Here is a 24,698-nt window from a genome sequence, read left to right on the forward strand (position 1 = left end):
CCATTTTTCTTTATACTGTCACTGAGGCAGGTTGGACATTTGATTTCTAGAGTTATTCGCATTTCTCTATTTTATCAAAATTCAACCTGCTTTGTTTCAGCATACTTTTTGAAACACCACCAGAAATCTGTCCTGATGCAGGTGTCGAAAAACTGTTCTTTAGTGAAGATGAAATCGATGAGCTGATCGCAAGTGGCAACGAATGGTTTATCAATGGCAATGCCTGCTTTGATAAAGATGGTGAATGGCTTGAACTTGGTAATGGTCAAAAAGTGGCGTTCAATAAAGTGTGGACAGCAAAAAGCCTAGAAAAACTACAAGCTGCTTTGGAAGAGCATGGCATTACAGGCGAAGTCGGCTCGGTGGATAAATCAGCTGTAGCAGGTTATGTCATTGATTTCGACAATAGCACGCAAACCATTGTATTTTAATAAAATTTTTATCTATTAAAGGAAAAGTTGTGAGTAAAAAAATTACCAAAGCCCAAGTAATTGGCAAAAGCCAAAACCGTACTGCACTTGGCATGATGGCAGCTTTCGTTGCGATGCATCCATCAGTCACGGCAGCAGAACTACGCACCAAATTCCCAAAATCACCGATTTGCCCTGATGCGGGTATTGATCATTTGTTTTATACCGAGAGTGAATTTGCAGAGCAGACTTCTGATTGGTTCGTCAATGGCAATGCGTGTTTTACCAAAGATGGCGAGTGGCTGACTTTGGGCAATGGTCAAAAAGTCGCGTTTAACAAAGTGTGGACATCAGGCAGCCTTGAACGCTTGCAAGCTGAGATGGCAAAGTATGGCATCACAGGCAGTGTGGGTACGGTATCTAAATCTGCACCGGCAGGCTATGAGATTCGCTACGAATACGCCGAAGAGAAAAAGGGCGGTATTCCGATGTGGTTCTGGCTGATTATCATCATCTTGGCGGTGGTTGGTTATGCTGTGACCAATATGATGGCAGGCTAATTTTTATTAATTGATAAGGAAAAAATTATGGCACTAAGTACCAAAGTTATTGCACCATTTTTGGGTGCATCGGTTGTAGCGGGAGAAGGCGTTTATGACGAAATCGCTCAAGGCTGCGTTATCGGTCTGGCCGATGAACTGGGTTTTGCTGATCTTGACGCTGCTGTGGCAAGTGAGGTTGATAAGATCTCAGCGATGGATGATGATGCGTTTGATGAGTATCTTGCCGTAGCTGCTGAAGCGGTTGCTGACCAAGAAGCGGTATTGCTAATTTGCTTAAATGTCCTAGCAGCTGATGGCGTAATCAGCGTTAATGAGCTGGCAAATTATTTTACATTTGCAGATATTTTGGGTGTCTCAGAAGATCGTGCAAGCGAAATTTTTGATGATTTTGTCGATGAAATGGATGACCTAGTCATCGAAGATGAAGAGTAATTAAGGGAGAATATGTGATGAGCACTCTAAAAAGAACCGCCAGTGGTAAAGTGGATAAGCGTACCAAAGAGTACAAAGAGTTGGTTGAGCGTGCCAAAAAAGCTCGCCTAGCAAAAGCAAAAGCCGCTAAAGCGGCGGAAAAAGCAGCGGCAAAACCTGCTGCAAAAACCACCACCAAGACAACTGCCAAAAAGCCTGCAACTTCAAGCGTGAAACGCCGTGCAGACGGCAAAGTCGATCTGCGTACCAAAGAAGGTAAGGCAGTCGCTGAGCGCATGGCCAAAGCACGCGCTGCTCGTGGCAGTGAGCAAAAAGGCATTGCAAGCCTGCTTAAAAAGCTGCTGAAGTAATCCAAATGTAGTAGTCAGCCCAAGTCATGAGTTTTTGTGGCTTGGGTTGTTTTATATTCACGGGTCAAAATTAGGATTGGATATGGTAATCGCTTTATTTGTACTTTCTTTGATTATTATGATGTTCTTGATTTTGCGCATTTGTGGCCTATTGCCGTGGGCGAGTACTGCCTTTGTCCGCGCAGTGATTGTGTCGGTGTGTTTGACTGTTTATGCGTATGGGTATGACTATGTTGCCCAAAGAATTTTTGGTTTTGAGAACGACTTTATCGGTGCAGGTATGCTGTATCTTTTTGCAATTGGCTTTGTGGCTTTGTTCTTTGTGTCATTGCCATCTGCCACTCGCAAAACCAAAAGTGGCAAGGCGGATAAGCGATTTAAGCAGCGGTACAAGCCGCAAAGTGAAGATGATTTGCATTTGACGGCCTTTTCCCTATCGATGGCGATCAGCTTATTTGTCGTGCTATATCTTGCTAGGAAGATTGTTGGTTTTATTTAAGTGGTAACAGCTTTAATGAGTGATTGGAGTGGTGTATGGGATTTCGTTTTAAAAAGAGTTTTAAAATCATACCGGGGGTAAAGCTGAATGTCAGCAAAAAAGGCTTAAGCAGCGTATCCTTAGGTGGTAAAGGCGCATCGATGAATTTTGGCAAAAAAGGTCGCCGTACCACTGTCGGTATCCCTGGCACAGGTATGTCTTATACCAGTACCAGCAAGCGTCGCCGCAGAACTCGCAAGAAATCATCAGGTGGCTGTGGTGGATTGATCCTACTGATCATCATCGTGATGGTGGTGGTTTGGTTATTTTTCTAAGATTTCATCCCCATCAGCTCTCCATCCCATGCCTGCCATACGGCATCATCCACCATCTGCCCAAAGATCATTTCAAGACGGCTATCAGCTCTCTCGTCAGTGTCGCTGATACTGATGCCATCGGGGGTGATATTGAGCATCAGCCAGCCTTCGGTGGTGTGGATGATGCCTTTGATACGCAGATAGTCAGGGCGAGACAGTAGCCATTTTTGCAGCTCATAGCTATCAAACTGCCAATCGCTTGGCAGTCGCCATCCGCCCACATGATGCTCACCGATGCTTTCGTGATAGCGGTAGGGTAGGCTGATTGGCTCATCTGTCTTGTTATTGGTGTGTTGACGGGGTGCGGTCAGTGCGACCGTGCGAGCAGGGGTGGTACTATGATGTGCCAAATCAAGCAGTGCCTGCAACTCATCTGGTGTGCCAGTCAAGATGAGCTTGGCGTGTGGATTGATGGTGCTGACCCATGCTGTGAGCGCATCGATGTCAATCTCATCGGTGCGGTTACACACCACCACATCAGCGTGACGCACATGGGCGATATAGCCGTCGTGCGAGCGGTATTTGTCCTGTGCCCACTGTGTGCCTGATAGTACACAAAGGACGGCACGGATATTCAGGCTGGTTTGCCAGTGTGGCTGGCTCAGCTGACCGAGTAGTTCATCAGGATGTGCAAGCCCTGTCGGCTCGATGATTAGGCGATCAGGCTGATGCTCGCCAAGCAGCCGCACTAGGGCAACCTGTAGGGGTAGCTGACTGCTACAGCAGATACAGCCGCCGCTCACTTCTTTGATGGTGATGCCATCATCCTGTGCAATCAGACCGCCATCGATGCCAATTTTGCCAAATTCATTAATCAGTAGTGCCCATCTGCCAGCACGAGCTTTATGCCCGATCAGTTGATTGATCAGCGTGGTTTTGCCTGCGCCGAGAAATCCTGTGATGATGGTGGTGGGTGTACTGCTGATTGGCTGTAGGTTCATGCGTTGTCCTAGTGATGATTCATCATGATGTTATTTGTGTTTCGTCGTATTTTTCAAGGAGATGATGACGATTTTTCAGGATGACCAATGAAATTGGGGCAATAAATGCCCCAATTGATGAATTGCTTAGATGGTATCAATCAGCTCTCAGCCCCATCTGGCACGAACACATAGCCCACACCCCACACGGTCTGAATGTAGCGAGCCTGTGATGGATTGTCTTCGATCAGACGACGCAGGCGAGAGACTTGCACATCGATCGAACGCTCCATCGCACCCCATTCACGACCACGCGCCAGATTCATCAGCTTATCACGAGTCAGTGGCTCTCGTGGGTGCTGTACTAGGGCTTTTAGGACGCTAAATTCACCCGTGGTCAGCGTCACTACATTGCCATCACGCTTGAGCGTACGAGTCGATAGATCCAGTGTCCAAGGGCCAAATTCCACCACTTCGACTTGCTGACTTGGTGCACCAGGTAGCTCACGGTTTTGGCGGCGAAGCACGGCTTTGATGCGGGCAAGCAGCTCTTTTGGGTTGAATGGTTTTGGCAGATAGTCATCAGCACCTGCTTCTAGTCCTGCGATGCGGTCAGCGTCCGAGCCTTTTGCGGTCAGCATGATGATCGGGATGCCGGCATTGTCATTACGCAGTCGCTTGCAGATGGCGATACCATCTTCGTCAGGTAGCATCAAATCTAGTACAATCAGCGAAAACATCTCACGATCCAGCAGCTTATCCATCTGCTTGCCATCGTGTGCCACACGCACCACATAGCCATCATCTTCCAAGAATCGCTGCAGCAGCGCACGCAGACGCGCATCATCATCGACGACCAAAATGCGATGAGCAATGTTATCAAGAGCTTCTGTCATGTCATTATCCTTACAATCAAGCGGCAGGTTGCCTTTTTATCTTAGTGTACAATATTGCACACAAAAATGTAACTAGTTTTGTGTTAATTTTGGTCAATTCGCCAAAAAGTTATGCATGATTTTGCTTATCATAGCACGGCTTTGGACAAATGCTTGAGTCTTTTATGGGGGTTTAACAATTTTTAAACAAGTATGCAAAAAAATTGGTCATCATGACTTGTCTTTGGTGTGTTTTGTGGGTAATTTTGCGTAAAACTTGTTATAATGGGCGAGTTTTGCCCTGATGTGGCGTCATTGTAGAAAACCATTATGACTGATGTTATGACCGATGTAGCAGACCCAATTAACCATCAAGCCATCTATGATAAGCTTGCCAAAGATCACGCCGTCAAGGCATCACAAGTGCAGGCATTTGCCAAGCTGTTCGACGAAGGTAACAGCGTACCGTTTATTGCGCGTTATCGCAAGGAGCAGACGGGCGGTTTGGATGATGAGCGATTACGCACGCTCGAAAAATCGCTCGTCGCTGAGCGAGAATTGGCCGCTCGTCGCTTAAAGATTTTGGATTTATTGGCTGCCCAAAATGTGCTCAATGATGAGCTGACAGAGCGTGTCAATGCTGCCAATAGCAAGCTTGAGCTTGAAGAGATTTATCAGCCGTATCGCCCACGCCGTCGCTCGATCGCTGCCAAGGCAAAATTGGCAGGACTGTTGCCGATTGCTGAGGCGATTTTGGCAGGGGCAAAGCCAAGCGAGGCATTGGCAGGCTTTGTCGCGCCAGTGACGCTAACCGATGAGACAGGCGAAAGCTTTGAGGCAGGCTTTGAGGATTATGACAAGCAGCTGGGCGGTGTGCAGGCGATCATCTTGGATGACTGGGCGACGGCACTGGAGCTGCTTGATGAGGTGCGAACCGGCTTTAATGCCACCGCATCGATTCGCTCAGAGCTCATCGGCGAAGAAAAACGAGAAGTTGGCGAGAAATTCAAAGATTATTTTGAGCATACCGAGCCATTTGCCAAACTGTCCAATCATCGCTTGCTTGCGATGTTGCGTGGTCGTCAGCAAAATGTACTGGTGCTTCATGTTGATGGCGAAGATGAGCCATTCATCACCAAGATTGCTCAGCATTTTGGGGTGGATCAGAGTGCGGATAATGGCGAATTTTTATACGACACCGCCAAAAAACTTTGGACGGCCAAATGGCGTGCGCAGATTGAGCATCGCTTATTGACCGAGCGCCGCTTGACAGCAGAGACGGATGCGATTGCGGTATTTGCCGAGAATCTAAAGCATCTATTGATGGTTGCGCCTGCTGGTCGCAAGGTAATTTTGGGCGTTGATCCAGGGATTCGTCATGGCGTGAAGATGGCAGTGATTGACAGCACGGGCGATGTGCTGGCGACGCAGACGGTATATCCGTTTAATCCTTATAATAAGGTTGATGAAGCCAAAACTGAGATTGCAAGCCTTATCCAGTCGCACAATGTCGAGCTGGTCGCGATCGGTAATGGCACGGCCAGCCGTGAAACCGAAGAGCTGGTTAAATCAGTCATCGCTGAGCGTCAATTGACCGCCAAAGCCCTTGTGGTATCAGAAGCGGGTGCGTCGGTGTATTCAGCCAGCGAAATCGCATCAAGCGAATTGCCTGACTTGGATGTGTCGGTGCGTGGGGCGGTGTCAATCGCTCGCCGTCTGCAAGATCCCTTATCAGAGCTGGTCAAAGTCGAGCCAAAGGCGATCGGTGTCGGTCAATATCAGCACGATGTCAATCAGACTGAGCTTGAAGCAAGCCTTGATAAAGTCACCGAAGACTGCGTCAATGCTGTCGGTGTCGATGTCAATACCGCAAGTCCTGCGATCTTGGCACACATCTCAGGTTTGAATAAAAATGTCGCTCAGCAGATCGTTGAGTATCGCCGTGCCAATGGTGCTTTTGTTAATCGTGAACAGCTGAAAAATGTCCCACGACTGGGCGTGAAGACCTTTGAGCAGGCGGCAGGCTTTTTGCGTATCAAAGATGGTGATGAGCCGCTTGATGCCACAGGCGTGCATCCTGAGAGCTATGGTCTGGTGTATGAGATTTTGGCTAAGCATGGCAAATCGCTTGATGAGGTACTGGGCAATGAGACTGCTGCCAAATCGCTCAATGACAGCAGTGACAGCTTTAGTCAGCTTGCTACGGTGACTAGCGAACTTGCCAAGCCTGCACACGATCCCCGTGGTGAGTTTCGCACGGCGAAATTCCGTGATGATGTCAATGAAATCAAAGATCTACAAGTCGGCATGGTGCTCGAAGGCGTGGTGACCAATGTCACTGCCTTTGGTTGTTTTGTCGATGTGGGCGTACATCAAGATGGTCTGGTGCATATCTCTGAACTGTCTGATGACTATGTCGAGAATCCTGCCGATGTCGTCAAGCCCCAAGACATCGTCAGCGTGCGTGTCATCTCGGTGGATGAGGCTCGTGGTCGTATCGGCTTTAGTATGAAATCTGAAAAATCTGCCAAAGCTGATCAGTCAGCCAAGGCGGATAAAGCAGACAAATCGGCAAATCATAAGCCCAAAGCAGATCGCAAACCTGCTCGCCAAGACCGTCAAGACAAGCCAAAATCTACCGCCAAACCTGCCAAAGCGATGGGCAGCTTTGGTGCACTGTTACAGCAGGCAGGATTGGGCAAATAATTCGCTTATCTGACTTGCCAAACCCATCAAGCGCGATTGCTTGATGGGTTTTTGTTTATTATTGGCTGATACCACGACTGGCAAGCCACTGTTTCATCAGTGCAATCTCTGGGTCTTGGGCGTCGATGATGCCTTGGGCAAGGTTTTTGATTTGATCATCTTGACCGTATTTGAGCTGGATTTTTGCCATCTCGATTGCCCCTTGATGATGCGGAATCATCCCTTGAGCAAAGGCGATGTCAGCATCTTCGTGATGCACCCCTGTCATCATCGCATCATGCATGCTCATGTCACCAAGATAGGCTTTGGCGTGCTCGCTATTGGCATCGATGGCATCTTTGTCTTGGGCGGTGGTCAGCCAATTTTGCATAAACTCAATCTCGGTTTGTTGTGCTTCAATGATGTCTTGGGCAAGCTTACGCATGGCAGCATCTTTGCCGTATTTTAGCTCAATCTGTGCCATCTGTATCGCCCCTTGGTGATGCGGAATCATCCCTTCAACGAAAGCGACATCGGCATTGGCTTTGGTGGTGGCTGCCATCATCGCATCGTGCATGGTGTTCATCGACTGCATATACTCGCTGGTGTGTGCAGCCATCGGCACGGTGGTATCGTGATGGGCGTGTGCCGAGTGCTGCATCTCTTGTGTATTTTGAGTGCTTGGTGCGGCTGTTTGCTCGGTGCTAGTGGTGGGCTGACTACAAGCACTCAAGGCAGTAGCAAAAGCGACGGCAAGCAGAGATTTGTTAATGGTCATGGCAGACTCCTTGGTAGTGATTGATCGTATTATTATAAACCCATGCTTTTGGGCAGGGTCAATGTTTATGTGTAACACCTTCTTGCTAGGATGTACACTCAGGCGATTTGGTCAGTGCGGTGCTAGAAATGATGACATCTATCGCACAAAAAATTTCCCCAAGCGATCACTTGGGGAAATTTTTATAGTAAATCCGTTATAAATCGGATTATTTACGCTTGTCCACAGGGACGAACTCACGGTGTGTCTCACCAGTGTAGCGTTGGCGTGGACGACCGATTTTGAATGGCTCTGAGTGCATTTCAGTCCAGTGGCTGATCCAGCCCACAGTACGCGCTAGAGCGAAGATTACGGTAAACATTGAGGTTGGGATACCGATTGCTTTTAGGATGATACCTGAGTAGAAGTCAACGTTTGGATATAGTTTACGCTCTACAAAGTATGGGTCGTTCAAAGCGATTTGCTCAAGTTTCATTGCAAGCTCAAGCTTAGGATCGTTGATGCCTAGTGCGCCTAGTACTTCATCACAAGTCTCTTTCATCACTTTGGCGCGTGGGTCAAAGTTACGATAGACGCGGTGACCAAAGCCCATCAGCTTCACTTCTTTCTTCTTCACTTTTTCCATGAATTCTTCGACGTGCTCGACTGAGCCGATCTCATCTAGCATCTGTAGGACAGCTTCGTTCGCGCCGCCGTGTGATGGACCCCATAGTGCCACGATACCTGCTGCGATACACGCATATGGGTTGGCACCAGTTGAGCCAGCTAGACGCACAGTAGAAGTTGATGCGTTTTGTTCGTGGTCAGCGTGTAGGGTGAAGATTTTATCCATGGCTTTGACCAGCACTGGATTTACCTTGTAGTCAGGCTCACCTGGGGTCGCGAACATCATGTATAGGAAGTTTTCAGCATAGCTGAAGTCTTTGCGTGGATACATGAACGGTTCGCCGATCGAGTATTTGTAGCTCATCGCTGCCAAGGTTGGCACTTTTGCGATCAAATCAACAGCAGTATTGTCACGATGTGCAGGATCTGAGATGTCTAGGTGGTTATGATAGAAAGCGGATAGCGCACCGACGACACCGACCATGATGGCCATTGGGTGAGCGTCACGACGGAAACCTTCAAAGAATTTACGCAGTTGGTCATGCACTGACATATGATCAGAGACGCGCGCGTAGAATTTTTCTTTTTCTTCGGCAGTTGGCAGGTCGCCGTACAGTAGTGCATAGCAGACTTCTAGGTAGTCAGCATTTGATGCCAGATCATCAATGGCATAGCCGCGGTGTAGCAGCTCACCTTTTTCGCCATCGATATAAGTGATGGCTGACTCAACAGGTGCAGTCGCCATAAAGCCTGGATCATAAGTCCATAGACCAGCTTTTGCCACTGCGCTGATGTCTAGTACAGGGCGGCCCAGCGTGCTCTCTAGCACTGGCATATCATATTCGGTGCCATCAACGGTAAGAGTAACTTTCTTTGACATAATAGACCTCGTTTGGGTTAGATAACGCCTGAAAACCTTGTATTGCACATGACAAAAGTCACCGAACTTCCTTGTGGGTGCTTGATGATGCACCATACAATCAGACGAATAATTTCACACGAATCGGCTAAGCCGTCAGCCAAAATCCATGTGGCATCCTTGTTTTGTTATCAATTTCACACCTGTAGGCAGGCGTACTCAAGTGAGCATCTTGGATAATACAAAAACTTTGGCAAACTTACAAGCTTTTTTCGCATTTTTACCAAATTTTAGTAAACGAATATCCACTGCTTCGGTTTCGATTTTAGGGGGAATCGCATCACTTGGCAAGCGCTTTTACTGCTCTGACACGCTTTGTAACAATTAAAACTGCGCTCAAACTGCATAAATTGTATTATTTTTTAAATAAATCACGGAAATTTTGCACAAAATATAGGATTTTGTTTGTAATTATCGTGCAGCCGTTTTATAATTTAAATTATTTATGACCACATTTCCATAAACGATAATCACTTGCAATAAGTCATTGCAGAGGAATGTTAAGTTTGTCCAGCAAGTTTGACCACCCTGTGTTCTGATCTGAGCAAGATCGTGTGGATTTTTGTAATTTTGGTGCTCGCTGCACGCATCGTTATGACACATCAATATGATGATTGGTTATACCTGTGTGCTCATTAAGCTGGATGAACTTTGACCGCTTGGCCATCACAGTCATCGCTTAATCAAAAGCCAGCTACTTCTTGCCATTGTTCGGCGTAAAATTAGATGAAGGATGCCCGCTGTGAAAAGCAACCGACCGATTAATCTACCATTAAGCCAAGTCATCGCTGTGAACTCAAAGTCACCGATCGCGATGGCGTCTATTTTGCATCGTATTTCTGGGATTGTCCTGTTTTTATTGGTTCCTGTGATGCTTTGCATTCTGCAAACTTCTGTGTCATCGCCAGAGGGTTTTGATACTGTATTTAACAATGTTGCTCTGCGCTTTGTTGCTTGGATTTTTGTGGCTGCCACTGCGTACCACTTTGTCATGGGTATCAAGCACTTGCTGGCTGACCTAGGCATGAACGAAGAGTTCAATTCTGGCCGTACGGCGGCTGTGATCAGCTTTGTGATCGCTGCTGTACTGATTGTCGCATCGTTTGTATGGGTGATGTTCTAATGAGAAATAATTCTGGTATTAAAAGTGCGACTGGTCTAACAGGCTCAGGCTCGCGTGATTGGATTTTGCAGCGTATCAGTGCTGTCGTTTTGGCGGTGTATAGCGTTGTGATTGTAGGATTTTTCCTATTTAATGATGTGAATTTTGATGCTTGGCGAGGATTTATGCTAAGCCTGCCAATGAAGCTATTTAGCTTGGTTGCGATTTTGTCTTTGGTATTCCACGCATGGGTGGGTATGTGGACAGTTTTGACTGACTATGTCAAATCATCAGGATTGCGTTTGGTGATTCAGTCATTGGTCATTATCGCTGTTTTGGTGTATCTGTTCTGGGGCGTGATGATTTTTTGGTAATTGACCATTTGCATGAGCAATTTGGTAAATTTGCCCCATCAACACCAATAAAAACATAATTAGGAATAAACATGGCAACACAAGATACTGTAATCAATAACATCCCAACGCTAAACTTTGACGCAGTCATCGTTGGCGGTGGTGGTTCTGGTATGCGCGCTTCTCTACAGCTGGTTAATGGCGGTATGAAAGTTGCGGTTATTACCAAAGTTTTCCCAACCCGTTCGCACACAGTCGCTGCCCAAGGTGGTATCGGTGCGTCATTGGGTAATATGAGCAATGATAACTGGCATTTCCATTTTTATGACACTGTCAAGGGTTCTGACTGGCTAGGCGACCAAGACGCCATCGAATATATGTGCCGTGAAGCGCCAAAAGTCGTGTATGAGCTTGAGCACATGGGTATGCCATTTGACCGTAACGCCGATGGTACCATCTATCAGCGTCCATTCGGTGGCCACTCAGCCAACTACGGTGAAAAAGCAGTGCCACGCGCTTGTGCGGCAGCTGACCGTACTGGCCACGCACTATTGCATACGCTATACCAAAAGAACCTAGAAAAAGGCACTCAGTTCTTCGTTGAATGGATCGCACTTGATCTGATCAAAGATGACGAAGGCAACATCAACGGTGTCGTTGCACTAGACCAAGAAACTGGTAATATCTCTGTATTCCAAGCCCAAACGACCGTCCTAGCGACTGGCGGTGCAGGTCGTATCTTCCGTGCATCAACCAACGCCTACATCAATACTGGTGACGGTCTAGGTATGGCGGTGCGTGCTGGTATTCCGTTACAAGATATGGAATTCTGGCAATTCCACCCAACAGGCGTCGCTGGTGCTGGCGTACTATTGACCGAAGGCTGCCGTGGTGAAGGCGCAATCTTGCGTAACAAGCATGGCGAACCATTCATGGAGCGTTATGCACCAACCCTAAAAGACTTGGCACCGCGTGACTTCGTTTCTCGCTCTATGGACCAAGAGATCAAAGAAGGTCGTGGCTGTGGTCCAAATGGCGACTATATCGTGATGGATATGACCCACCTAGGTCACGCTGAGATCATGAAGCGTTTGCCATCGGTATTTGAGATCAGCCATAACTTTGCAAACGTTGACATCACCAAAGAGCCAGTACCTGTTGTCCCAACCATTCACTACATGATGGGCGGTATCCCAACCAACATCCACGGTCAGGTCACTGTACCAGTGCTAGATGGTGAGCGTGATGAGCAAGGTCTATATACTGAAGGCCGTGTGATCAAAGGTCTATATGCCATCGGTGAATGTGCGTGTGTGTCTGTACACGGTGCAAACCGCCTAGGTACCAACTCACTGCTTGACCTTGTGGTATTTGGTCGTGCAGCAGGTCAGCACATCCTTGATGAGTTCGCTAAGTCTGATCGTGGCTACAAGCCACTAAACCCACGCGTACTAGATTTCACTCAAGCACGCCTAGACAAGCTACAAAACTCAACTGAAGGCTACAATGCTCAAGAAGTGGCTGACGAAATCCGCTCAATCATGCAATCACACGCTGGTGTATTCCGTACCCAAGCCTTGATGGATGAAGGTGTTGAGCGCATTATGGCACTAGCACCAAAAGTTGAGCAAATCCACCTAAAAGACAAGTCAGCGGTGTTTAATACAGCTCGTATCGAAGCGCTAGAAGTGGCGAACCTTTATGAAGTGGCAAAAGCAACCATGCTATCAGCATCGCTACGCCATGAGTGCCGCGGCGCACACAGTGTTCTAGATTATGAACGCCCAGCAGATGACGCTGAAGCACCACTAGGCCGTGATGACAAGAACTGGATGAAGCATACCCTATGGTACTCAGAAGGCAACCAAGTCATCTATAAGCCAGTTCGCAAGAAGCCATTGACTGTGGATTACTGTGAGCCACGCGTTCGTACCTTCTAATTGACAATTTAAAATTTTGATTTTTGGGCGTTTTGCTGAAGCCTACGCCCAAGCATTTTGCGGAGAAAGACTATGAGTCGTGGAACTCGCACCGTTGAAATTTATCGCTATGATCCTGATAAGGACAAAGCCCCATATATGCAGACCTATCAGATTGAGCTGCTTGAATCTGATCGTATGCTACTTGACGTGCTACTACGTCTAAAAAAACAAGACGAAACGCTAACTTTCCGCCGTTCATGCCGTGAAGGTATCTGTGGTTCGGATGGTATGAATATCAATGGCAAAAACGGTTTGGCGTGTCTAATCAACATGAACACCTTGCCAGAGAAGATTGTGATTCGTCCACTACCTGGCTTGCCTGTGATCAAAGACTTGGTCGTCGATATGAACCAGTTCTATGAGCAATACGAAAAAGTTCATCCATATTTGATCAATAATCAGCCTGCACCACCAAAAGAGCGCCTACAATCACCAGAAGATCGTGAGAAACTGAACGGTCTGTACGAATGTATCCTATGTGCGTGCTGTTCAACTTCATGCCCATCATTCTGGTGGAACCCTGATAAGTTCCTAGGTCCATCTGCACTATTGAATGGCTACCGTTTCATCATCGACAGCCGTGACAGTGACACCCAAGCTCGCCTAGCACGCCTAGATGACCCATTTAGCCTATTCCGTTGCCGTGGCATCATGAACTGTGTATCGGTATGTCCAAAGGGTCTAAACCCAACCAAGGCAATCGGTCATATCCGTAGTATGCTACTGGATCAAGCAGGTTAATAGCCTTGATCAGCATAAAGCCGTGTCGTATGATGCGGCTTTATTTTTTTGGTGAAAGGGATAATTGATGACTGCAGGCACAGTGATCAAATCTTAGACATGGATTATGTTGATTGTTATAATAAATTATGCCAAAAAATCATAAAAAGTGCACATTTGTACTGACAAATTGATGGATTTTCCAAATTGTCACAAAACTGCAAGAACATTTAGTATTTTTGCAAAGATTTATCTGCCTCAAAACGCCATCACACCCTTGTTATCTTGATGCAAATGGCGTACACTATGCAGTAATAGCATTAATTTTTGATGCAAATTGATGACCAAGCAGGCGATCACGCATGACTTGGTGCACCCAACTTTTACTCATAAGATGGCGAAAGACTAATGACAAATAGTAAAGATACGGTGGCATTTTCAAACACCGAGTTGGCAGCAGACAGTGCCGCCTATGTCGAGGCGCTGTATGAACAATATCTTGCAGACAATAACAGCGTCAGCGAAGAGTGGCAGCGTTATTTTGCGGATTACCGTCAAGATACAGATGCGCCGCACAATGCGATTAAAGAGCAATTTTTGCTACTGGCGCGCAACCAAACGGGCGCGGCTGCGATTGCTGCAGCGACACCGACTGGCGACTGCGATCCAAAGCAAATGGCTGTACAGCAGCTGATCTCATCTTATCGCCGTCGTGGTCATCGCATGGCGAGCCTGGATCCACTGGGGCTACAAGACCGCCCACAGTTGCCAGAGCTGACTTTGGCATATCATGGTCTGTCTGAAGCGGATCTAGACACCACATTTCCAACCAATGATCTTGCAATCGGCAAATCTGAAGCTAAATTGCGTGAAATCATCGAAATTCTTGAACGCGTCTATTGTGGCAGTATCGGTTATGAATATGTGCATGTATTCACTGCGACCGAAAAACGCTGGTTTGAGAACTATATTGAGTCAAATCAAGGTCATATCCGCTTTGACAAAGCCAAAAAGCTTGAAATTTTTGAACGTCTAACAGCTGCTGAAGGTCTAGAAAAATACCTAGCGCGTAAATACACAGGCGTGAAGCGTTTTGGTCTAGAAGGTGGCGAAAGCTTTATTCCTGCGGTACATGAGATGGTACAGCGTGCTGGTGGCTACGGCTCAAAAGAAGTCGTCATCGGCATGGCACACCGTGGTCGTTTGAACTTGCTTGTCAATATTTTGGGTAAAAACCCAAGCGATCTATTTGATGAATTTGATGGCAAAGTACAACCAACGGTTGGTTCAGGCGACGTCAAATACCATAATGGTTTTTCATCAAACGTGATGACTCCAGGTGGCGAGATGCACTTGGCATTGGCATTCAACCCATCGCATCTAGAGATCGTCTCGCCAGTGATGCTAGGCTCGGTGCGCGCGCGTCAAGCCCGTCGTTCTGAAGAATACGGCTATGACATCGACAACAGCACTGTGATGCCAATCGTCGTGCATGGTGATGCGGCGTTTGCAGGTCAAGGTGTCAACCAAGAAACCTTCCAAATGTCACAAACTCGTGCCTACAAAACTGGTGGTACGGTACATATCGTCATCAATAACCAAGTAGGTTTTACGACTTCTCGCCCAGAAGATGCACGCTCAACTGAGTACTGTACTGATGTGGCCAAGATGGTTCATGCGCCGATCATCCATGTAAATGGTGATGATCCTGAAGCGGTGGTATTTGCTTCTCAATTGGCTGTCGATTATCGCCGTGAGTTTGGCAAAGATGTGGTGATTGATATCGTCTGCTATCGCCGTAACGGTCATAACGAATCAGATGAGCCATCAGCAACTCAGCCGCTGATGTATGCGGTGATCAAAAAACTACCAACCACTCGCACTCAATACGCTGACAAGCTTGTCGCAGCAGGCGTGATTACCGCCGAAGAAAACGCTAAATACGAAGATGATTATCGTGTCGCTCTAGACAATGGTCAAAACGTCGCAAGTGGCTGGGTCAGTGAGCCAAATACCGAACTATTCGTGGATTGGAAACCTTACTTGGGTCATAAGCTAGAAGATAACTGGGAAACTGGTGTCGATATCAATAAGCTAAAAGCTTATGGCGAAGCGATGGCAAAAATTCCAGAAGGCTTCACCTTGCAGCGTCAAGTGGCAAAAGTCATCGAACAACGTCTGGCCATGCAAACTGGTCAAGAACCATTGAACTGGGGCGCAGCTGAGACTTTGGCTTATGCAAGTCTGGCTGATGAAGGTGCATTGGTACGTATCACTGGTGAAGACGTGGGTCGTGGTACATTCTCACATCGTCATAGTGAGCTGTACAACATGAACGATGGTAGCATGTACATTCCGCTACAGCACATCTCGCCAAACCAAGCCCGTTTTGCGACTTATAACTCGCTACTATCAGAAGAAGCGGTATTGGCATTCGAATACGGCTATGCAACCACCGTGCCAAACGCTTTGATTATTTGGGAAGCGCAGTTTGGTGACTTCGTGAACGGTGCGCAGGTTGTGATTGACCAGTTCATCTCATCAGGTGAGACCAAGTGGCAGCGTCTGTGTGGCCTGACCATGTTGTTGCCGCATGGCTTTGAAGGTCAAGGTCCTGAGCATTCATCAGCGCGTCTTGAGCGTTTCTTGCAGCTATGTGCCGAAGACAATATGCAAGTCATCACACCGACGACTCCTGCACAGATTTTCCATGCATTGCGTCGCCAAGTGGTTCGCCCAGTGCGTAAGCCGTTGATTGTCATGTCGCCTAAGAGCTTGCTGCGTCATCCATTAGCGACTTCTGAGCTGTCAGAATTGGCATCAGGTAAGTTTGAAACCGTATTGCCAGAGATTGATACCATCGACAACAGCAAAGTGACTCGTTTGGTACTGTGTGGCGGCAAAGTTTACTATGATCTGCTTGATCAGCGTCGCAAACTGGCTCAAGAACATGTGGCCATCGTGCGTATCGAGCAGCTGTATCCGCTACCAGAAGCACGTATCCTAGAAGAGATCGCTAAGTATCCAAATCTAGAAGAGATCATCTGGTCACAAGAAGAGCCGTTGAACCAAGGTGCTTGGTACTATCTAGCACCAGAACTATATCGCATCGTGGTGCCTGCACCAACCAAGGCAAAAATCATCGCACCATCAGCTCGCCCAGCGGCAGCTGCCCCTGCGACTGGTTCACCGAAGATGCACGCAGAACAACAAAAAGCCCTAGTTGCACAAGCACTTGGCGTGACTGTTGATGAGCTACAATAATTGATCCGCAGCCAAATCATTTGACTGGTTTGGCTGTTACTTTTACGACTATAAATTAACAAATTTATAAACTTGAAGGAGTTTATTATGGCTGAAATCAAAGCCCCAGTATTCCCAGAATCAGTTCAAGATGGTACGATCGTTGAGTGGCATGTTGCCGAAGGCGAAGCAGTGAGCCGTGACCAACTATTGGCTGAAGTTGAGACTGATAAAGTTGTTCTAGAAATTGTTGCCCCTGATGATGGCGTGATCACCAGCATCGTTAAGAATGTCGATGACACTGTACTGTCAGCAGAAGTGGTTGCAACCTTTGAAGCGGGTGCTGCTGCACCGGCAGGCGAAACCAAAGTGGCCAGCGAAGATGAAGCTGATGGCAACACCACAGTAGATCCTGCATCTGTTGCTGCCCCAGTACAGCCAAAAGCTGACACTGGCGCTGAAGGTGATTTTAAAGATCAAAGCCCAGCAGTGCGTAAAGCCGCCAAAGAAACTGGCGTAAACCCTGCTGATGTCCAAGGCTCAGGCCGTGGCGGTCGTGTAACCAAAGCAGATATGGTGAACCCAACCCTAAAAGGTGACAACGGTCAAGTGATCGCAACCGCTGTCGGTCAGCGTATCGAGAAACGCGAGCCAATGACGCGTCTTCGTAAGCGTATCGCTGAGCGTCTATTGTCAGCTACCCAAGAAACTGCAATGTTGACCACGTTCAACGAAGTGAACATGAAGCCATTGATGGATCTGCGTGCCAAGTACAAAGATCGTTTCGAAAAACGCCACGGCGTGAAACTTGGCTTTATGTCACTATTTGTGAAAGCGGCGACCGAAGCACTGAAACGCTTCCCAGCGGTGAATGCATCAATCGACGGTAACGACATCATCTATCATGGCTACTATGATGTGGGCGTGGCGGTATCTTCAGATCGTGGCTTGGTTGTGCCTGTACTGCGTGATACTGACAACATGAGCATGGCTGATGTGGAAGCGGGTATCCGTGACTATGCAATCAAAGCGCGTGAAGGCAAACTATCTATCGAAGAGATGACTGGCGGTACTTTCACCATCACCAACGGCGGTGTGTTCGGCTCACTACTATCTACTCCGATCATCAACCCACCACAAACTGCCATCCTAGGTATGCACGCAATCAATGAGCGTCCAATGGCAGTCAATGGTGAAGTGGTTATCCTACCAATGATGTATCTTGCGCTATCTTATGACCATCGTCTAATCGATGGTAAAGAAGCGGTACAGTTCCTAGTGACCATCAAGGAGCTGATCGAAGATCCACAAATGCTACTACTAGACCTATAATGTCTGTGGTGTAATTCATACAAAGGATTGTCAGCCGATGGCTTGGCAATTCTTTGTCCATTTTATAAATCGATAATAAAGAGTGTGTTATGAAACAATCATATGATCTAGTCGTCATCGGCGGTGGCCCGGGTGGCTATGAAGCGGCAATCCGTGGTGCACAACTTGGCTTTAGCGTTGCGTGTATCGAAAAGCGTGTACACAAAGGCGAACCAGCACTTGGTGGTACTTGCTTGAACGTTGGCTGTATCCCATCAAAAGCATTGCTTGACAGCTCACATCGTTATGAAGCAACCAAGCATGAGCTGGCTGAGCACGGCATCACCACAGGCGAGGTGAATATCGACATCGCTAAGATGCTTGAGCGTAAAGATGCCATCGTCAAAGGCCTAACTGCTGGTGTGGCAGGCCTACTAAAAGGCAATGGCGTGGACTGGCTACAAGGCTGGGGTACGCTAGTCGATGGTAAATCTGCTGAAAAACAAGTGAAATTCACTTCACTAGAAGGCGAAGAGTCTGCCATCACTGCTAAGTATGTTATCCTAGCGGCAGGTTCTGTGCCAATCGAAATCCCAGTAGCGAAGACTGATGGTGAATACATCGTTGATTCAACAGGCGCACTAGAGTTCGCCGAAGTGCCAAAACGCCTAGGCGTGATCGGTGCAGGCGTTATCGGTCTTGAGCTGGGTTCTGTATGGCGTCGCCTAGGCGCTGAGGTTGTCGTTTATGAAGCGATGCCTGAGTTCTTGGCAGTGGCTGATAAAGAAATCTCAAAAGAAGCAGCCAAGCTACTGAAAAAACAAGGTCTGGACATCCGTGTCGATACCAAAGTGACCAATGCTGAAGTGGTTAATGGCGAAGTTGTGGTTACCACTGATGTGAAAGGCGAAGTGAAAACCGAAACCTTTGATAAGTTGATCGTTTGTGTAGGCCGTCGTGCTTATAGCGAAAAACTACTTGCCGAAGGCTGTGGCATCGAGCTGACTGAGCGTGGCTTGGTGGCGGTCGATGACCAATGCAAAACCAACCTAGACGGCGTCTATGCCATCGGCGACCTAGTGCGTGGCCCAATGCTTGCACACAAAGCAATGGAAGAAGGCATGATGGCGGTTGAGCGTCTGCATGGCGAAAAAGCACAAGTTAACTACGACACCATCATCAGCGTCATCTATACCCATCCTGAGATTGCATGGGTAGGTCTGACCGAAGAAGCAGCCATCGCTAAGGGTTATGAAGTGAAAACTGGTAACTTTAGCCTATCAGCGAACGGCCGTGCATTGGCACAGGGCGAAGGCATGGGCTTGGTGAAAGTTGTGGCAGATGCCAAAACTGATCGTCTGCTAGGTATGCACATGGTCGGCGTTGGTGCTGGCGACATCGTTCACCAAGGCATGATTGCGATGGAATTTGTATCTAGCATCGAAGATCTACAGTTGATGACATTTGCTCACCCAACCGTCTCTGAAGCAGTACATGAAGCAGCACTATCTGCAGATGGTCGTGCGATCCACGCTATCCAACGCAAAAAACGTAAGTAATCAATTTAACTGATTGATTTAACTTAAGTTTGATACACCCCAAAAGTTTTGCGCTTTTGGGGTGTTTTTGTGGCAAAATAACACAAAATCTAGCACCCATCGATGACAGGAGTATCGATCAGATGGTGACAAAAGCACGCAAATCCAATAAGCAAGGGGCGGTTTACCTGCTTGAAATGCTCAAGAAAATTCCCAAGCAGCCCAAGGGTATCAGCAGTAGTGAGCTGTATCATGCGCTGACGGCACAGGGCTACACACTCAGCCTGCGTACGCTACAGCGAGATCTGCAGTCATTGTGCGATGCGTTTGGGATTATTTGTGATGATCGTCAGACGCCTTATCGTTATCAGTGGTCAGCACAGTCTCGCGGATTGAGCATCTCGCAGATGAATGATCAAGAAGCGCTGCTACTGCAGTTGGCATATCAGCATCTGAAGCATTTTTTGCCAAATTCTGCCAAGGCATCGCTGGAGTCTCTCTTTGCGCAAGCAGGTTATGAGCTGCATCATCGGGATGCGACCGATGATCATGCCAAAGCATGGATGAAAAAGGTTGCCATTGCGCCGATGGCTCAGCCATTATTACCCCCTGTGATTTTGCCTGAAGTGCTTGATGCCATCAGTACAGCCCTGTATGACAATCGATATTTGACCATCCGATATGCCAATCAAACACAGCGTCGCCACAATCTTAGCAGTGAATATAGCATAAAGCCTTTGGCGCTTGTGCAACAAGGAAGTAATCTGTATCTAGTCGCACAGTTTGATGGCTTTGATGATATTCGTCATTTGGCACTGCATCGCTGTCAGGCGGCGTCTGTGTCGTCGCTGACATTTGAGTATCCGAGTGGGTTTGATTTATCGGATTATATCAATCAGCAGGCGGGTTTTGGCTTTGGGCGAGAGCGGATTTGCCTTGAGTTTTGTATTGATGCAATTGAAGGGTTTCATCTGACCGAGACGCCATTATCAGCCGATCAAGTGATACAGGCGCATGATGGCTATTATCATGTCCGTGCCACCGTGATGGATAGTGATATGCTAGATCGCTGGCTCAATGGCTTTGGCGAGAGCGTGTGGCAGGTGAAGAAGACGAAGGCGTGATGTGCGACACAGATTGTCGCCAAATCGTGTTATCATGATAAAAAATAGCAGGAGAGTGTTATGAGTACGACAGGTTCAGATCCAAAATTGGGCGTCTATCAGATTGATAAAGTGTACGAACAAGATCTATCCATCCCTAATTATCAGCGGCCGTATAAATGGGGCGTGGAGAATGTGCGGCAGCTACTTGACGACCTAAATCATCATCGCATCCATCAACCAAACAGCGCCTATCGTTTGGGCACTTTGGTGATTCATAAAAATAAAGATAATAAGTATGACATCGTTGATGGTCAGCAGCGCTTGGTGACTTTGGCGTTGATTTTGTATCATTTGGATAATAATGATGAAAATATTAAGAAATTTTTGGATAATAAATTCGCCCACCCAATCAGCCAATATAATATCAACCATAATTATCAACTGATTAAGCAGTATCTGGGTGCATTGGATGACAACAGTAAAACAAGCTTGCGGGAATTTATCCAAAAGCAGTGTGAGTTTGTTTGGATTGAGCTGACCAATCAAAGTGAAGCATTTCAGTTTTTTGATTCACAAAATGCTCGTGGCAAAAGTCTTGCACCGTATGATTTGCTCAAAGCGTATCATCTGCGTGCCATTCCGTCTGATCATCCAAATAAGCTTGACTATGTCATGCGTTGGGAGCGAGCTGTAGATGGCAAGCCGAGCCTAGATCAAGTCATTAGCGAAACATTGTTTAGCTTGCGTCAGTGGTCAAAATCTCGTCGAGCAGATGAGTTTACGACCAAGCAGCTGTCTGTATTTAAAGGCGTAACGCTGGATACGCCTTATCCTTATCTTAACGCCGTGCGTGCCAATTTGGCATTGTACCAAGAGCATCAAGCAAACCCATGGCGTATGGTACAGCCGCCACCATCGCCGTTTCAGACCACGCAGCCATTGATTGATGGCGAGTTGTTTTTTATGTATATCGATCATTATGTGCAGATGTATCATCGGCTGTTTGATCAAGATCACGGCGTGTTAAATGGCTATTTTTTACCCTATGGCGCCAGTGATGCTAGCTCAGATAAAGTCAGCTACTTGGATGCGATGAACTATAATGGCGCACACCGTACAGGCGATGGCTATTTACGCATCTTATTTTATGCGATGGTCTTGATGTATTATGATAAATTTGCAACGCATGGCTTGGATGTGGCGTTATCTCAGATTTTTTATTGGGTGTTTCGAGTGCGTCTGGAGCAAGATCGCATTGATTGGGGTACGATTGAAAAAATCGTCGCTAAGCGTGATGACTTGTTCGATGTGTTGTTGTACGCCATCCATCCTAAGCAAATTGCCAATTTTGTCGTGACACCTTTATCTAAGCCTAATAGCAAATCCGATAAATTGGCAGAATATCTATCAGCACTAAAGCCATTATCATAAGGGGATAAGTAATGAGCAAAGCAGTCAAATTATTAACAATCAAGCATCTATTAAGCCAAGATCAATATCTAATCCCTGTCTATCAGCGCAACTATGCATGGGGTAGCGATGAGATTGGGCAGCTGGTTTGGGATTTGTATAAAGCTTTTGAGCAGGATAAGAATAAGGCTTATTATCTTGGCACTTTGGTGGTGTATCAGCGAGCTGATGGCAAGTATGAAGTCATCGATGGTCAGCAACGCTTGACGACTTTGCATATTTTGAATCAGTGCTTGTCCAAGTTTGATGACAGTCTTACATTGCGTGAAGTTCAGTGGGATGAGAAAACGATGACCAACCTTGACTTTGAATCTCGTCCAGAGTCCAAGGCGCAAATCGATAATCCAGAGATAGCGATAAAAACCGATAGCAGTATCGCTTGTGGCTTTGATGAAATGTGGCAGGCATTGATGAATCTTAAAAATTTGAATGGTGCAAATATTGATTCATTTAAAAAATTTATCAATGAACAAGTTAAAATCTGCCGCACCATCGTGCCTAAAGATACAGATTTGAACCATTATTTTGAAATCATGAACACGCGTGGCGAACAGCTTGAAAAGCATGAAATCATCAAGGCGCAGTTGATGGGTAAATTAGACCAAAAAGACCAAAAAGCGTTTGCGACGATTTGGGATGCCTGCTCGGATATGAGTCGCTTTGCGGTATCGGGCTTGCCGACAATCATACGAGCAGAATTTTTTGTGGACAAATTACCCTGTCGCCTAAAGCAGGATTTTGACTTGGGCAAGTTTAAGGGTTTGTTTATTGACAAAAAAGCAGAAGGATCAAAGCCTGAAGAGTTAGAGAAAAGAAAAGATGAAATCAAGCAAGATCTTGAAACTTGCGAATTAGAAGACGGTCTTTCTATCCGTGATATTATTGGCAAATCAATCAACAAACCCAAAGATGATAATCATACCGATGATGGCAAATACCAATCGGTGATTGATTTTCCAAACTTTTTATTGCATGTACTAAAAGTGCGAGAAAAGGAAGCAGAAAAAGAAAAAATCAGCTTGGATGATGAGTCATTGCTGACAGCATTTGAATCTTTGAAGGATGCAGATGCGGTTAAGCGATTTGCGATGAATTTGTTAAAATGCCGTTTGTTGTTTGATTATTATGTGATCAAGCAGGACAACCGCAAGGCAAATGATGGCACGGATGTCAAGTGGGCGATCTTACAGCCCAAGCTAAGTAATAATAGTATCTATGCCAAAAATACTTTTCAAACCGACAAGGGTGGGGCGTCTGAATACAACGAGCATCTGGTGATGGTGCAGGCGATGTTTCATGTGTCGCACTCGAGCCGTATTTATAAAACTTGGCTACAGGATGTTTTGGCGTATTTGTGGAAAAATCGTACTCAGACTAAAGATGAAGATTTTGATAAGAAGTTTCTTGATGAATTGCATCATTTGGCACATGTGGCACATGACTATTACCAAAAACAGCAGGGCAAGTTAAGCTATCCTAATGTGTCTTATTTTATGCTTAATTATGTTGATTATCGTTTGTGGTATCGGTGGAAAAAAGAGCGTACAGAGTTTTTTGGTCAGTATGTAGAGAGCCAAAACAAAGATGCCGAAAAATTAAAAGCAGCTTTTCATAAGTTTGTCTTTATGCATCGTTCATCGATTGAGCATTGCTATCCACGCAATCCAGAAGATCCAGCTGCCAAAAAACTGGAAGATGATCAATTGGATAAGCTGAATCAATTGGGCAATCTGTGTTTGGTGAGTCATAGTGAAAACTCACGGCTATCTAATATGCTACCTGCTGCAAAATGCGAAAAAGTCATCGCGCGGCTCAATAGTGGGCGTAGCACCCAAAGCCTAAGTCAGCTGATCATGCTGATGCATGAAACATGGGATATAAGTGCGATCGAACAATATACAGGTAAATTAAAAGACTTGATCGAAAATCAAATTGAACCCATTGCTCAATAATAAATAACCGCCATTGTGCGGTTATTTTTTATGCACTCTCCTGTATGCGACACAAAATGTCGCACTGTGTTGTTATACTGCCCTCAGTGCCTAGTAAAAAAGTGATTGTCTCACCAATAGCAAGTCTGCGCTTGATATGCTCGGCATGAGTGATCTTGATCAAAAAACATCATCTGTTGCAGCTGATTGGGTCTGTGGTGTGAGTCAATGGTGGCTAGGCACTATTAAGCGTGGTGTTATTTATAAGATTTATCTATAAATTACAGCGTATTTCAGGCATGAGATATTAATAAACTGATACTCTGATTATGCAGATATTCCGACATATTTATTAGAAAAAACATAGAATCAGCCGAGAGTTGATGGCTAAAACTTTAGACAAGGGGCAATTTATAAGTTATTTTTCTGATAATAGTAAAAATATCTGAAATATTGACAGGTGGTGCCGATGGGTGTTTTTTTATTCCAAAATTGCATAAAAATTATAATGATTTTTTAAGAAATTGGCTTTTACTTTAGACCGAATTA

22 protein-coding genes are annotated in these 24,698 nt (G+C 46.3%); 17 read left to right on the forward strand and 5 right to left on the reverse strand.

Annotated features, from left to right (window positions below):
* Positions 1-74 precede the first annotated feature (74 nt).
* Complete coding sequence (locus AZ602_RS10165; protein WP_227525151.1) at positions 75-269, reverse strand: hypothetical protein; 195 nt, start codon at positions 267-269, stop codon at positions 75-77.
* 18 nt (positions 270-287) lie between these two features.
* Here AZ602_RS10165 and AZ602_RS10040 point away from each other — a divergent pair, with 18 nt between their 5' ends.
* From AZ602_RS10040 to AZ602_RS02515, 6 genes are all read left to right on the forward strand, one after another.
* On the forward strand, positions 288-431 hold the full coding sequence (locus tag AZ602_RS10040; protein WP_227525152.1) for a hypothetical protein: 144 nt from the start codon (positions 288-290) through the stop codon (positions 429-431).
* Positions 432-460: 29 nt separating this feature from the next.
* Entirely contained in the window at positions 461-970 is a 510-nt protein-coding gene (locus tag AZ602_RS02495) for a hypothetical protein (protein ID WP_078318282.1), read from the forward strand.
* Between the two features lie 27 nt (positions 971-997).
* Complete coding sequence (locus AZ602_RS02500; protein ID WP_078318281.1) at positions 998-1,405, forward strand: hypothetical protein; 408 nt, start codon at positions 998-1,000, stop codon at positions 1,403-1,405.
* Positions 1,406-1,422: 17 nt separating this feature from the next.
* Positions 1,423-1,755 carry a hypothetical protein gene (locus AZ602_RS10120; RefSeq protein WP_103033559.1) on the forward strand — a complete coding sequence of 111 codons (333 nt, stop codon included), beginning with the start codon at positions 1,423-1,425 and terminating at the stop codon, positions 1,753-1,755.
* Between the two features lie 82 nt (positions 1,756-1,837).
* Positions 1,838-2,254 carry a hypothetical protein gene (locus AZ602_RS02510; protein WP_103033560.1) on the forward strand — a complete coding sequence of 139 codons (417 nt, stop codon included), beginning with the start codon at positions 1,838-1,840 and terminating at the stop codon, positions 2,252-2,254.
* A gap of 35 nt (positions 2,255-2,289) precedes the next feature.
* Positions 2,290-2,568: a DUF4236 domain-containing protein gene (locus AZ602_RS02515; RefSeq protein WP_103033561.1), complete on the forward strand. Its 279-nt coding sequence runs from the start codon at positions 2,290-2,292 to the stop codon at positions 2,566-2,568.
* On the opposite strand, the gene AZ602_RS02520 is transcribed toward AZ602_RS02515, so the two are convergent.
* Together AZ602_RS02520 and ompR are read right to left on the reverse strand one after the other, a co-directional pair.
* Positions 2,565-3,551: a GTP-binding protein gene (locus tag AZ602_RS02520; protein WP_103033562.1), complete on the reverse strand. Its 987-nt coding sequence runs from the start codon at positions 3,549-3,551 to the stop codon at positions 2,565-2,567. The genes AZ602_RS02515 and AZ602_RS02520 overlap by 4 nt on opposite strands.
* A gap of 140 nt (positions 3,552-3,691) precedes the next feature.
* Positions 3,692-4,426 carry a two-component system response regulator OmpR gene (gene ompR, locus AZ602_RS02525; protein ID WP_078318275.1) on the reverse strand — a complete coding sequence of 245 codons (735 nt, stop codon included), beginning with the start codon at positions 4,424-4,426 and terminating at the stop codon, positions 3,692-3,694.
* Between the two features lie 321 nt (positions 4,427-4,747).
* On the opposite strand from ompR, the gene AZ602_RS02530 reads away from it, so the two are divergent.
* On the forward strand, positions 4,748-7,111 hold the full coding sequence (locus AZ602_RS02530; protein WP_227525153.1) for a Tex family protein: 2,364 nt from the start codon (positions 4,748-4,750) through the stop codon (positions 7,109-7,111).
* Positions 7,112-7,169: 58 nt separating this feature from the next.
* Here AZ602_RS02530 and AZ602_RS02535 read toward each other — a convergent pair whose 3' ends face one another.
* Together AZ602_RS02535 and gltA are read right to left on the reverse strand one after the other, a co-directional pair.
* Positions 7,170-7,868: a DUF305 domain-containing protein gene (locus AZ602_RS02535; RefSeq protein WP_103033564.1), complete on the reverse strand. Its 699-nt coding sequence runs from the start codon at positions 7,866-7,868 to the stop codon at positions 7,170-7,172.
* A gap of 208 nt (positions 7,869-8,076) precedes the next feature.
* Positions 8,077-9,354, reverse strand: coding sequence for a citrate synthase (gene gltA, locus AZ602_RS02545; protein ID WP_103033565.1), 1,278 nt, complete (start codon positions 9,352-9,354; stop codon positions 8,077-8,079).
* Positions 9,355-10,126: 772 nt separating this feature from the next.
* Between gltA and sdhC the strand changes: the two genes are divergently transcribed.
* The 10 genes from sdhC to AZ602_RS02595 all read left to right on the forward strand — a co-directional run bounded on the left by sdhC (position 10,127) and on the right by AZ602_RS02595 (position 24,170).
* Positions 10,127-10,516: a succinate dehydrogenase, cytochrome b556 subunit gene (sdhC, locus tag AZ602_RS02550; RefSeq protein ID WP_078318271.1), complete on the forward strand. Its 390-nt coding sequence runs from the start codon at positions 10,127-10,129 to the stop codon at positions 10,514-10,516.
* A 17-nt stretch (positions 10,517-10,533) separates the two neighbouring features.
* Positions 10,534-10,869 (forward strand): succinate dehydrogenase, hydrophobic membrane anchor protein, encoded by a 336-nt coding sequence (gene sdhD, locus AZ602_RS02555; protein ID WP_199174079.1) that lies wholly within the window; start codon positions 10,534-10,536, stop codon positions 10,867-10,869.
* Between the two features lie 65 nt (positions 10,870-10,934).
* Positions 10,935-12,788 (forward strand): succinate dehydrogenase flavoprotein subunit, encoded by a 1,854-nt coding sequence (gene sdhA, locus AZ602_RS02560; RefSeq protein ID WP_369803855.1) that lies wholly within the window; start codon positions 10,935-10,937, stop codon positions 12,786-12,788.
* Between the two features lie 72 nt (positions 12,789-12,860).
* Positions 12,861-13,571 carry a succinate dehydrogenase iron-sulfur subunit gene (locus AZ602_RS02565; RefSeq protein ID WP_078318268.1) on the forward strand — a complete coding sequence of 237 codons (711 nt, stop codon included), beginning with the start codon at positions 12,861-12,863 and terminating at the stop codon, positions 13,569-13,571.
* A 387-nt stretch (positions 13,572-13,958) separates the two neighbouring features.
* Positions 13,959-16,814, forward strand: coding sequence for a 2-oxoglutarate dehydrogenase E1 component (locus AZ602_RS02570; protein ID WP_103033567.1), 2,856 nt, complete (start codon positions 13,959-13,961; stop codon positions 16,812-16,814).
* 87 nt (positions 16,815-16,901) lie between these two features.
* The gene (gene odhB, locus AZ602_RS02575) at positions 16,902-18,125 is read left to right on the forward strand and encodes a 2-oxoglutarate dehydrogenase complex dihydrolipoyllysine-residue succinyltransferase (RefSeq protein ID WP_103033568.1); all 1,224 of its coding nucleotides are present in this window, start codon (positions 16,902-16,904) and stop codon (positions 18,123-18,125) included.
* Positions 18,126-18,214: 89 nt separating this feature from the next.
* Entirely contained in the window at positions 18,215-19,663 is a 1,449-nt protein-coding gene (gene lpdA, locus AZ602_RS02580) for a dihydrolipoyl dehydrogenase (RefSeq protein ID WP_103033569.1), read from the forward strand.
* Between the two features lie 122 nt (positions 19,664-19,785).
* Positions 19,786-20,766 (forward strand): YafY family protein, encoded by a 981-nt coding sequence (locus tag AZ602_RS02585; protein ID WP_103033570.1) that lies wholly within the window; start codon positions 19,786-19,788, stop codon positions 20,764-20,766.
* A 60-nt stretch (positions 20,767-20,826) separates the two neighbouring features.
* Positions 20,827-22,179, forward strand: coding sequence for a DUF262 domain-containing protein (locus tag AZ602_RS02590; protein ID WP_103033571.1), 1,353 nt, complete (start codon positions 20,827-20,829; stop codon positions 22,177-22,179).
* Between the two features lie 11 nt (positions 22,180-22,190).
* The gene (locus tag AZ602_RS02595) at positions 22,191-24,170 is read left to right on the forward strand and encodes a DUF262 domain-containing protein (RefSeq protein ID WP_103033572.1); all 1,980 of its coding nucleotides are present in this window, start codon (positions 22,191-22,193) and stop codon (positions 24,168-24,170) included.
* The last annotated feature ends 528 nt before the right edge of the window (positions 24,171-24,698 follow it).

The organism is Moraxella sp. RCAD0137 (assembly GCF_002894025.1).
Taxonomy (GTDB): Bacteria; Pseudomonadota; Gammaproteobacteria; order Pseudomonadales; family Moraxellaceae; genus Moraxella; species Moraxella porci.

What these genes read in the sequence shown, in the direction of transcription:
- AZ602_RS02500 (WP_078318281.1), top strand. Translation starts at nt 998, where the DNA reads ATGGCACTAAGTACCAAAGTTATTGCACCATTTTTGGGTGCATCGGTT.
- AZ602_RS10120 (WP_103033559.1), top strand. Translation starts at nt 1,423, where the DNA reads ATGAGCACTCTAAAAAGAACCGCCAGTGGTAAAGTGGATAAGCGTACC.
- AZ602_RS02510 (WP_103033560.1), top strand. Translation starts at nt 1,838, where the DNA reads ATGGTAATCGCTTTATTTGTACTTTCTTTGATTATTATGATGTTCTTG.
- AZ602_RS02515 (WP_103033561.1), top strand. Translation starts at nt 2,290, where the DNA reads ATGGGATTTCGTTTTAAAAAGAGTTTTAAAATCATACCGGGGGTAAAG.
- AZ602_RS02520 (WP_103033562.1), bottom strand. Translation starts at nt 3,551, where the DNA reads ATGAACCTACAGCCAATCAGCAGTACACCCACCACCATCATCACAGGA.
- ompR (WP_078318275.1), bottom strand. Translation starts at nt 4,426, where the DNA reads ATGACAGAAGCTCTTGATAACATTGCTCATCGCATTTTGGTCGTCGAT.
- AZ602_RS02530 (WP_227525153.1), top strand. Translation starts at nt 4,748, where the DNA reads ATGACCGATGTAGCAGACCCAATTAACCATCAAGCCATCTATGATAAG.
- AZ602_RS02535 (WP_103033564.1), bottom strand. Translation starts at nt 7,868, where the DNA reads ATGACCATTAACAAATCTCTGCTTGCCGTCGCTTTTGCTACTGCCTTG.
- gltA (WP_103033565.1), bottom strand. Translation starts at nt 9,354, where the DNA reads ATGTCAAAGAAAGTTACTCTTACCGTTGATGGCACCGAATATGATATG.
- sdhC (WP_078318271.1), top strand. Translation starts at nt 10,127, where the DNA reads ATGCCCGCTGTGAAAAGCAACCGACCGATTAATCTACCATTAAGCCAA.
- AZ602_RS02565 (WP_078318268.1), top strand. Translation starts at nt 12,861, where the DNA reads ATGAGTCGTGGAACTCGCACCGTTGAAATTTATCGCTATGATCCTGAT.
- AZ602_RS02570 (WP_103033567.1), top strand. Translation starts at nt 13,959, where the DNA reads ATGACAAATAGTAAAGATACGGTGGCATTTTCAAACACCGAGTTGGCA.
- odhB (WP_103033568.1), top strand. Translation starts at nt 16,902, where the DNA reads ATGGCTGAAATCAAAGCCCCAGTATTCCCAGAATCAGTTCAAGATGGT.
- lpdA (WP_103033569.1), top strand. Translation starts at nt 18,215, where the DNA reads ATGAAACAATCATATGATCTAGTCGTCATCGGCGGTGGCCCGGGTGGC.
- AZ602_RS02585 (WP_103033570.1), top strand. Translation starts at nt 19,786, where the DNA reads ATGGTGACAAAAGCACGCAAATCCAATAAGCAAGGGGCGGTTTACCTG.
- AZ602_RS02590 (WP_103033571.1), top strand. Translation starts at nt 20,827, where the DNA reads ATGAGTACGACAGGTTCAGATCCAAAATTGGGCGTCTATCAGATTGAT.
- AZ602_RS02595 (WP_103033572.1), top strand. Translation starts at nt 22,191, where the DNA reads ATGAGCAAAGCAGTCAAATTATTAACAATCAAGCATCTATTAAGCCAA.